This is a genomic window from Paenibacillus sp. FSL R7-269 (assembly GCF_000517865.1).
Taxonomy (GTDB): Bacteria; Bacillota; Bacilli; order Paenibacillales; family Paenibacillaceae; genus Paenibacillus_AQ.
Genome location: NZ_ASPS01000068.1, coordinates 123,159 through 131,518, shown reverse-complemented (window position 1 = coordinate 131,518; position 8,360 = coordinate 123,159). Strand labels below are relative to the sequence as shown.

Here is an 8,360-nt window from a genome sequence, read left to right as displayed (position 1 = left end):
TGATATGAGGAAATGAAGAGCACTAGTGCACCTGATTCCGCCGAAAGCGGGTGATATGCTGAAATGAGGAGCACTAGTGCACCTGATTTTGCTGAAAGCGGGCGATATGAGGAAATGAAGAGCATTAGTGTACTCAGTCCGCCCAGCGCTACTTACTGATGTGCGGACTGAGCGCCCAGCCCCTCCAGCCATGCTGCTAGTTCAGCAGCATGGCTGCGCAGAGCGGCGTCCAGGGGAGTGAGGCCGTCCCATGGGGAGGGCCAGCTTAGCTCGGCTCCCTGGCCGAGCAGGTATTCGGCGGCGGCGCGTTGTCCGCCGTGGCAGGCGCACCAGAACGCAACATTTACCTCGTCCGGTGCTGTTGAACCGGAGCTTGCGCCCCAAGGGAAGCGGCGGGAGAGCAAGTATCCGGCGAAGTGGGCTTCCATCCTATCAAGCAGCCCGAGCGCCGCCGCATGCCAGAGCGCTGAATTGGCCCCGCGCTCCACCAGCCGCTGCGCTGCCCGCCACTGTGCGAATGCCACGGCATCGTCCAACGGGGTCCCGCCAGCGATGACGGCGCCCGAGGCCTCAATGTCAGCGCCGGCGTCAAGTAGAAGGTCCAGCACCTCGATGTCATCGCAGCTTGCTGCCCAGTGCAGCGGCGTCTCGCTGTGCGGTCCGCCGAACTGGGCATTCGCGTCTGCCCCAGCTTCTATCAGCGCCGTTACAACCGCTGCATTATTGGGATAATGCCCCGGCCAGTCGGTAGCAATATGCAGCAGTGTACGTGACATCCCTCGATCAGTGCCGCCGCCTGTGTTCTCGCTGTTTGCTCTTGTCCCAACGTCGCCACTATTAGCATTACCATTGCCTTCGTTACTAGCCCCAGTGTTACTAATGTCCTCGCCGACAGTCTCTGTAATCCCGGCATCGCCAGTCTCCCCGCTCCCGGTCCCTTCGTTACTTGCACGCCCCTCTTCAGCCCCAACAATCCGGGCTTTAGCGAGCCCCGGGTTTCCAGCCAGTAATTGTGTCAATCCCGGCACATTGCCGGTACGAATCGCCTGCACCGCCAATACTGCCAGTGGATCATCATATGCCAGCCAAGTCTGAGGATGCTCATTGTTCATCCGTTAACCCCTCCGTTTTCGGTTCGACAGTGTCCCATAGTCATCACTGCATCTTCCAGCATCTATAGATTTCCTTCATTATAACAGAATAACAGATGCCTAATGATGGAGGCGACTTCATCCGAAGTGATCCATTCTCCAGGGTATGGTAGAATAATTCCAACGATCCGGGAGGGGGAGAACCATGCAATTTGAGATTAGCCTTGATTTCGCAGATGAACGTTTCCGGGAGTTTGTAAAGGAGAACTTCTGCGGTGAACGTGAATCGATACGTAAGAGTGACATAGACTCAGTGACCACATTAAACCTGGGAGGCCGGGGAATCTCAAGCCTTCAAGGGATTGAACATTTTACAGCCCTTCAGGAGCTGGATTGCAGCAGGAACAGCCTCCGTACCCTGGACCTCAGCCGGAACACGAAGCTGGAGAAGCTGGAGTGTCAGGAGAATATGATATCCACATTGGACTTAAGGAGTAATCCCGGACTCACGTTACTCCAATGTTGCTATAACTCGCTGCATGAACTTAACCTTGAGCACAATACAGCATTGGAGCAGCTCGATTGCAGCAGCAATTATATCATTACTCTGAATATCGCAGAGTGTAAGGAACTTGTGGAAATCCGCTGCAATCATAATCATCTGACCCGCCTGGAGACTAGCAATCATCCCAGACTTACGAGTCTGCGCTGCTTCAATAATCATGTTACGGGTCTGGACCTCAGCCATAATGTTAAGTTGACCAAGCTCTATTGTTCTGAGAACAAACTGACGGTACTGGATACGAGCCATAATCCGCAGCTTGTGGAGCTGGATTATGCCAATAATCTCATCACCCAGCCTGATCATGAGGTGGAGGGGGTAGGAACCTTGCTCTATGACACTACCTTCACTTGCTATAGCGCAATTCTTTCCTATTCGGGCCATGAGCTTCCTGTGACAGCGGAGGTAAAGACCAAGACTGAAGCGGAGCATTTAACCTCTCGGATTCAAAAGGTATGGGGTGAATTGGACAAGCTGCTTGACCTTGTATTGCAACAGATTGCCGAGGCCCATCCGGATGAAGATGTGAATGAGCTAGAGCTGGCCGAGTTAATATTCACTGAAGATTATTCCTTCCGCATCGGCTATGATGCCGGGGATGCACCTGCTGGCAGGCTCTGCATCTATGCAGCATTTGACCCTGAGGGAGAGCTTGATCCTGAGCTTATCTATGAAATGTATTAGGCAGGTATGCCATAGACAAGAGGCCCATGCGACTATGCATGGGCCTTGTGCTGCTGAGATATGACGGAGCTTTTACAGCTCAACCCTCCAGTTGCCCAGCCGCTTGGCGATTTCCGGGTCCTGGTGGGAGAAGAACAGGCTCTCGCCTGTGTCGAGCGTAGCAATCTGAGCCATATCCTCTGCACTTAGCGCAAAATCAAAAATATCAAAGTTCTCGGCAATCCGCTCTGTACGCACAGACTTCGGAATCGCCACGATATCACGCTGGATAAGCCAGCGCAGAACAACCTGCGCGACGGATTTATTGTGCGCAGCGGCTATCCCGGTCAGCATTTCGTTGCTGAACAGGTTGTTACGCCCTTCAGCGAACGGTCCCCAGGACTGAATCTGCACACCCTGTTCCTTCATAAAAGGAGCGTTATTCGTCTGCTGAAGGAACGGATGTGTCTCCACCTGATTGACGGCAGGCACAATCTCGTTGTGGACGATGAGGTCCATCAGGCGGTCTGGCATGAAGTTGCTGACCCCGATTGCCCGGATTTTGCCTTCACGGTACAGTTCTTCCATCGCACGCCATGCTCCGTAATAATCGCCGAACGGCTGGTGAATGAGGTACAGATCCAAGTAATCCAGCTGCAGCTTCTTCAGGGACTTGGCGAACGCGAGCTTGGCACTCTCATATCCGGCATCTTGAATCCATAGCTTAGTGGTGATGAACAGCTCTTCACGAGGTACACCGCTGCGCTTGATGGCGCGGCCGACCGCCTCTTCATTCAGGTAACCGGCAGCAGTATCGATCAGGCGATAGCGTGCCTTAAGTGCCTCATACACTGCATTCTCACATTCTTCAGCATCTGGAATCTGATAGACACCGAAGCCGAGGATCGGCATAGTCACTCCATTATTTAAGGTTACAGTCTGCATGGTCTTGTCCTCCTAAGGTATATTTAGTGTAATGGCAACCGGCCAGATTTCCCGGATAACAGGTCCGGACAGCAGGCACCTCTGCGGGGATTCCGCTGGCTGCCGATTTGCTATACAATAAGCCTATCGCCTTCGTGTAACACGAAGTCAAGCAGGGCTTATTATTATTTTCAGGGAGGCATATTATGTATACTGTCAAAGAAGCTGCCGCTATGACTGGACTTACTGAGCATGCTGTACGCTTTTATACGGATAAAGGTCTGGTACCAAGCATTCAGCGTGATAAGAATAACATCCGGCTGTTCGATGACGAATCGATCAACTGGTTGTACGGGATTAGGTGCCTCAAGCAGACCGGCCTCCCCATTGAAAGCATCAAAACCTATGTCGATCTCTGCCTCGAAGGGGATTCGACGATTGCACAGCATTTTGCCATGATGATGGAATACAGGGAAGCGGCACTCCTTCAGCTGGAAGAGGCCAAGCAGCGCGTTGCCCATCTGGAAGAGAAGGCCCTTCAATATCAGGCCATTCTGGAGCAGCGCATTCCCGACCTGACCAATCCCGGCAACTGGGGAAAGCTGCTGGACCAGGACGTTAAGGTTCCGGCGCGCCGGAAGAGAATGGTGCGGTCTTCTTAGGAGCCAGAGAGTTAGGAGTAAATGGGGTAAGCGCATTAGTGCACCGCATTTAATGAACGTGAGCAGTTAACTAGCTATCCTAGCAGAAAGAGGCGATCTGCATGACTATTTGTTTCATTTGTGAGAAGCAGCTGGGGAATACTCCCCAGCCGCCTGGGGGATATATATATGAAGATGAGCACTGGAAGGTATGTCATTTTCCTGCGGAGCAGTCCGTGCCAGGGCAACTGGTGCTGGAGTCGAAACGGCATCTGCTCGATTTCGCTGAGATGACTGAGGATGAAGCGGGTTCTTACGGGATTGTGGTGAAAAAATTAATATCGGCGCTTAAGCAGGTGGCGGGGGCTGAACGAGTCTATACCGTCATCATGGTGGATGGGGTTCCCCATTTCCATGCCCACTTCATTCCGCGATTGAGCCACAGCGCCAAAGGGGTTGCACTGATTTCCCAGCAGAACTCGTGTACCGAGGCAGAGGCGGAGGAGTTGGCCGGAAGAGTACGGCTTTTAATGAATTAGATCCATGCCCACCCAGCCTCCCAATCGACTTCGTTCGTCAGGATTCGCCAAATCCTTTGCCCGTTCACCTTGACACCGTGTATACCCCATGACGTAATAATTCCAGACTAAATGACTATGATAAGTTGGACATCATAGGACAACAAGAGAGAGCTTTTACTAGACGAGGGGGAAGTTATAATGAAGAAGAAATTTGTGCCAGGCGTTCTGATTGTACTACTCGGATTGGTTATTGCAGGCTGCGGCAATGGAACAAAGAATAACGCAGGCTCCGCTGAGACAAACGGCGCGGGAACAGGTACGAAGACTATCGTTGCTGCAACGAGTGGGGTAAGCAATCCTTTTAGCTACGAGAAGGACGGGCAGTTGACAGGTTACGATGTGGAAGTAATGAAGGCGATTTTCAAAGACCTTCCGGAATATAAGCTAGAGGTGCAGGCTATTGAATTCGAAGGGATTCTGACCGGCCTGGATAATGGACGCTTCCAGCTGGGGGCGAACAATTTCAGCTCCAACCCCGAGAGACGCGGCAAGTACAATTTCTCTCTCCCGATTATTGAGAATGCGAATGTATTCGTAGTCCGCAAGGACGATAATACCCTTAAGGCGGTAGAAGACCTGAAGGACTATAAAGCCGTAACAGAAGTAGGCAACTCCGGTGCCACCCTGCTGGAGAATTATAATGAAGCGAACCCGGATGCCAAAGCAGAGATTATCTATACCGACGAGAATTTCGTGAAGCAGTTCGAAGGTATTGAAGCCGGCAAGTACGATGTGCGCATCATTTCCCGTGTCTCTGCCGAGAAGGCTATTAAGGAACATGGTTTCACCAACCTGAAGGTGGTTGCGTTCTCTACAGAGAATAGTGATCCAGGATCTTATATTCTGCTCTCCAAGTCTGCGGACAGCACCCTGCTGGATACCGTCAACAAGAGAATCAAGGAAATGTATGCAGACGGCACCCTGCTGAAGATTAGCCAAGAGCAGCTTGGCGGCGACTATTTGCCTAAAAAAGAGCTAATGGAGTAACCGGAGGAAGGTGATCGCATGAAATTTCTAGTCTCGGGAGATGCATTATTCTCCAGCAGTAATTTATATAAGACGATGGACCCGGAGCTGCTGGCTCTTTTGCAAGGGGCCGATGAAGCTTTTACCAATGCAGAGTTCGTGACTCCGCGTCTGAATACCGCTCCGGCGGCAGGGCGCGGCTACCAGACCAGTGTGCGCCCCAAGGCGCTGGACGAATTCGGGAAGCTTAATATCCGTTATGTGAGCTTTGCGAATAATCATACGGGGGACTACGGGACCCAAGGTCTTGTGGACACGATCGAAGAGGCGGAAGACCGTGGTCTGACCCCGCTTGGCGTGGGCATGAGCCTGCATGAAGCGCGCAAGCCGGTGTTCGTGGATACGCCAGACGGGCGAATTGCGATCATCACCATCGATGTGACGAGAAGCGAAGTGTTCGCAGCCTCGAACCCGGGAAATGGCGTTCCGGCACGTCCGGGCGTCAACCCGCTCCGCTGGTCGCGCACGTATGTCGTGAATGATCAGGACTTCAGCACCTTGAAGGAGATCAGTGAACGCATCGGCATCGCCTCCAGTATGGAGGAAGGCAAGCGGATTGAGACATATAAAAGCAAGTCGGAGAACCACTATGAATTCGGCTCGCTGTTTGAAGGCTATTTAACCTTCGAGAAGGGGGAACAGTCCCGCGTCAAGACGGCAGCGCATGAGCAGGATCAGCAGGAAATCTACCGCAGCATCCAGGATGCGGCGGAGCGCAGTGATTATGTTTTTGTCAGCCTGCATACGCATGAAGGGGAGAATGAGAACTGGTACTCCGATTATCCGGCAGAGTTCATTGAGACCTTCGCGCGGGGTGCGGTGGATGCCGGGGCGAGCTGTGTCTTCGGACATGGTGCCCACTTCACCAGAGGGGTGGAGCTGTACAAGGGGCAACCTATTTTTTATAACATAGGCAGTCTGTTCATGGAGTTCGAAGCAGGAGAGTCGATTGTATCTCCGGAGATGTTTACCGCCTACGGGTATGCCGAGAATGAAGCTCCATCTACCCTGCACAAGAACAGAACCAAGGACAGCGAAGGGAACTGGCAGGGCTTCTACAGCGACCGCAAGTTCTCGGAGAACTTCCTGGTCATGTTCGATCTGAGTGTAGAGGACAAGCGGTTCAGTTATGAGCTGATTCCGATTGATCTCAGACTGACCCATGAGACAGTGACGAAGCGCGGGCTTCCGGTACTGGCTTCGGATGAAGCGGCGGCTTCCCTGGTGGAGCGGCTGAATGCGGTAAGCAACGAACGGTATCATACTGAAATTATCTATGAGGGCAGACGGTTGACCGTCAGACCGTGTTAGAGCGTCGCCCTGTAAATTGAACGTGGAAGGAAGTCAATCGGTATGGGAGAGATTTTTGATATCAACGCGGTGTTCTCAGCGATTCCTCGCCTGTTAGAGGTCCTTCCTGTGAGTCTGCAGATTACGGTCATCTCGATGATCGTCGGCCTTGTGTTTGCCCTGCTGTTCGCCATTATCCGTATGCGCCGAATTCCCGTGCTAAGCCAGCTAGTCACACTGTTCATCTCGTTCATTCGTGGAACGCCGATCATTGTGCAGCTGTATCTGACTTATAACGGAATTCCGTTGTTACTCAAATTCATTAATCAGCAGTACGGGACGGATTATAATATCAATGCCATTCCGGCGATGATCTTCGTGCTGGTCACCTTCGCGTTCAATGAAGCGGCGTACAACTCGGAGACGATCCGCGCTGCGCTGCAATCGGTGAACAAAGGCCAGATCGAGGCTGCTGAATCTCTGGGGATGACCTATCTTCAGGTGCTTAGAAGAGTCATTGTTCCGCAGGCACTGGTGGTGGCCATTCCGCCGCTGGGCAATGCACTGATAGGACTGCTGAAGGGAACCTCTCTGGCCTTCGTTGCGGGAGTGATTGAGATGACGGCCAAGGGGAAAATTATCTCCGGCAGCAACTTCCGCTTCTTCGAGGTATATCTCGCGCTGGCGATCATCTACTGGGTCATGACGATTCTGATTGAGCAGCTTCTCCGCTTCCTGGAGAAGCGGTTCTCGATTCCGGACTCCGCTGCCGGGGCGATGAACCGCGGCTGGTTCTCTTGGGGAAGGAGAGAGATCTGATGATTAAGGTAAGCCATTTATCCAAGTCTTTTCACGGTAATCTGATTCTGGACGATCTCTCCGTCGAGATTAACAAGGGAGATGTTGTGGCCATCATCGGTTCGTCCGGTGCAGGTAAGTCTACCTTCCTGCGTTCACTCAACTGCCTGGAGCAGGCGGACCGGGGGATGCTGGATCTTGAAGGCTTCAAGGTCGATTTCAGCACGATTACGAACAAGCAGCGGCTGGAGCTGCGGAAGCAGACAGCGATGGTATTCCAGCAATTCAATCTGTTCCAGCATCGGACGGCGCTGGATAATGTGAAGGAAGGCCTGAGGATTGTGAAGCGGATGAACGACCGCGAGGCCGCGCAGATTGCTCAGCAGCAGCTGGAGCAGGTAGGCCTTGCTGAGCGTGCTCATTATTATCCGAAGCATCTGTCCGGCGGCCAGCAGCAGCGGGTGGGCATTGCCCGCGCGCTCGCGATGAATCCGAAGCTGCTGCTGCTGGACGAGCCGACCTCAGCGCTTGACCCTGAGCTGGTGGGCGAGGTGCTGCAGACGATCAAGAAGACCGCCGCCACAGGTCAGACGATGATTCTCGTCTCGCATGAGATGAGCTTCGTATATGAAGTAGCCAACAAGGTGCTTTTCTTGGATAAGGGGAAAATTGTGGAGGAGGGCACGCCGGACCAGGTGTTCAATCACCCCACCTCCGAGCGGGCCAAGGAGTTCCTGCAGAACTACTTCCGCAATAAGTCGAGTATTTAAGAGCATATAGTAAA

At 52.8% G+C, this 8,360-nt stretch carries 9 protein-coding genes; 7 read left to right on the top strand and 2 right to left on the bottom strand.

Annotated features, from left to right (window positions below; translation table 11 throughout):
• Positions 1-152: 152 nt before the first annotated feature.
• Complete coding sequence (locus tag C162_RS27155; RefSeq protein WP_036699652.1) at positions 153-1,112, bottom strand: ankyrin repeat domain-containing protein; 960 nt, start codon at positions 1,110-1,112, stop codon at positions 153-155.
• 184 nt (positions 1,113-1,296) lie between these two features.
• Between C162_RS27155 and C162_RS27150 the strand changes: the two genes are divergently transcribed.
• Entirely contained in the window at positions 1,297-2,337 is a 1,041-nt protein-coding gene (locus C162_RS27150; protein ID WP_036699649.1) for a leucine-rich repeat domain-containing protein, read from the top strand.
• 72 nt (positions 2,338-2,409) lie between these two features.
• On the opposite strand, the gene C162_RS27145 is transcribed toward C162_RS27150, so the two are convergent.
• Entirely contained in the window at positions 2,410-3,261 is an 852-nt protein-coding gene (locus tag C162_RS27145; RefSeq protein WP_036699646.1) for an aldo/keto reductase, read from the bottom strand.
• Between the two features lie 185 nt (positions 3,262-3,446).
• On the opposite strand from C162_RS27145, the gene C162_RS27140 reads away from it, so the two are divergent.
• The 6 genes from C162_RS27140 (at position 3,447) to C162_RS27115 (ending at position 8,346) form a co-directional block, all read left to right on the top strand.
• Positions 3,447-3,902 (top strand): MerR family transcriptional regulator, encoded by a 456-nt coding sequence (locus tag C162_RS27140; protein ID WP_036699644.1) that lies wholly within the window; start codon positions 3,447-3,449, stop codon positions 3,900-3,902.
• Positions 3,903-4,003: 101 nt separating this feature from the next.
• Positions 4,004-4,420, top strand: a complete 417-nt coding sequence (locus tag C162_RS27135; protein ID WP_051493969.1) for an HIT family protein — start codon at positions 4,004-4,006, stop codon at positions 4,418-4,420.
• 180 nt (positions 4,421-4,600) lie between these two features.
• Positions 4,601-5,449, top strand: a complete 849-nt coding sequence (locus C162_RS27130; protein ID WP_036699643.1) for a transporter substrate-binding domain-containing protein — start codon at positions 4,601-4,603, stop codon at positions 5,447-5,449.
• An 18-nt stretch (positions 5,450-5,467) separates the two neighbouring features.
• On the top strand, positions 5,468-6,799 hold the full coding sequence (locus tag C162_RS27125; protein WP_036699641.1) for a CapA family protein: 1,332 nt from the start codon (positions 5,468-5,470) through the stop codon (positions 6,797-6,799).
• 42 nt (positions 6,800-6,841) lie between these two features.
• On the top strand, positions 6,842-7,597 hold the full coding sequence (locus C162_RS27120) for an amino acid ABC transporter permease (protein WP_036699639.1): 756 nt from the start codon (positions 6,842-6,844) through the stop codon (positions 7,595-7,597).
• Positions 7,597-8,346, top strand: a complete 750-nt coding sequence (locus C162_RS27115; RefSeq protein ID WP_036699637.1) for an amino acid ABC transporter ATP-binding protein — start codon at positions 7,597-7,599, stop codon at positions 8,344-8,346. The genes C162_RS27120 and C162_RS27115 overlap by 1 nt, the downstream gene beginning before the upstream one ends.
• Positions 8,347-8,360 lie beyond the last annotated feature (14 nt).

What these genes read in the sequence shown, in the direction of transcription:
- C162_RS27155 (WP_036699652.1), bottom strand. Translation starts at nt 1,112, where the DNA reads ATGAACAATGAGCATCCTCAGACTTGGCTGGCATATGATGATCCACTG.
- C162_RS27150 (WP_036699649.1), top strand. Translation starts at nt 1,297, where the DNA reads ATGCAATTTGAGATTAGCCTTGATTTCGCAGATGAACGTTTCCGGGAG.
- C162_RS27145 (WP_036699646.1), bottom strand. Translation starts at nt 3,261, where the DNA reads ATGCAGACTGTAACCTTAAATAATGGAGTGACTATGCCGATCCTCGGC.
- C162_RS27140 (WP_036699644.1), top strand. Translation starts at nt 3,447, where the DNA reads ATGTATACTGTCAAAGAAGCTGCCGCTATGACTGGACTTACTGAGCAT.
- C162_RS27135 (WP_051493969.1), top strand. Translation starts at nt 4,004, where the DNA reads ATGACTATTTGTTTCATTTGTGAGAAGCAGCTGGGGAATACTCCCCAG.
- C162_RS27130 (WP_036699643.1), top strand. Translation starts at nt 4,601, where the DNA reads ATGAAGAAGAAATTTGTGCCAGGCGTTCTGATTGTACTACTCGGATTG.
- C162_RS27125 (WP_036699641.1), top strand. Translation starts at nt 5,468, where the DNA reads ATGAAATTTCTAGTCTCGGGAGATGCATTATTCTCCAGCAGTAATTTA.
- C162_RS27120 (WP_036699639.1), top strand. Translation starts at nt 6,842, where the DNA reads ATGGGAGAGATTTTTGATATCAACGCGGTGTTCTCAGCGATTCCTCGC.
- C162_RS27115 (WP_036699637.1), top strand. Translation starts at nt 7,597, where the DNA reads ATGATTAAGGTAAGCCATTTATCCAAGTCTTTTCACGGTAATCTGATT.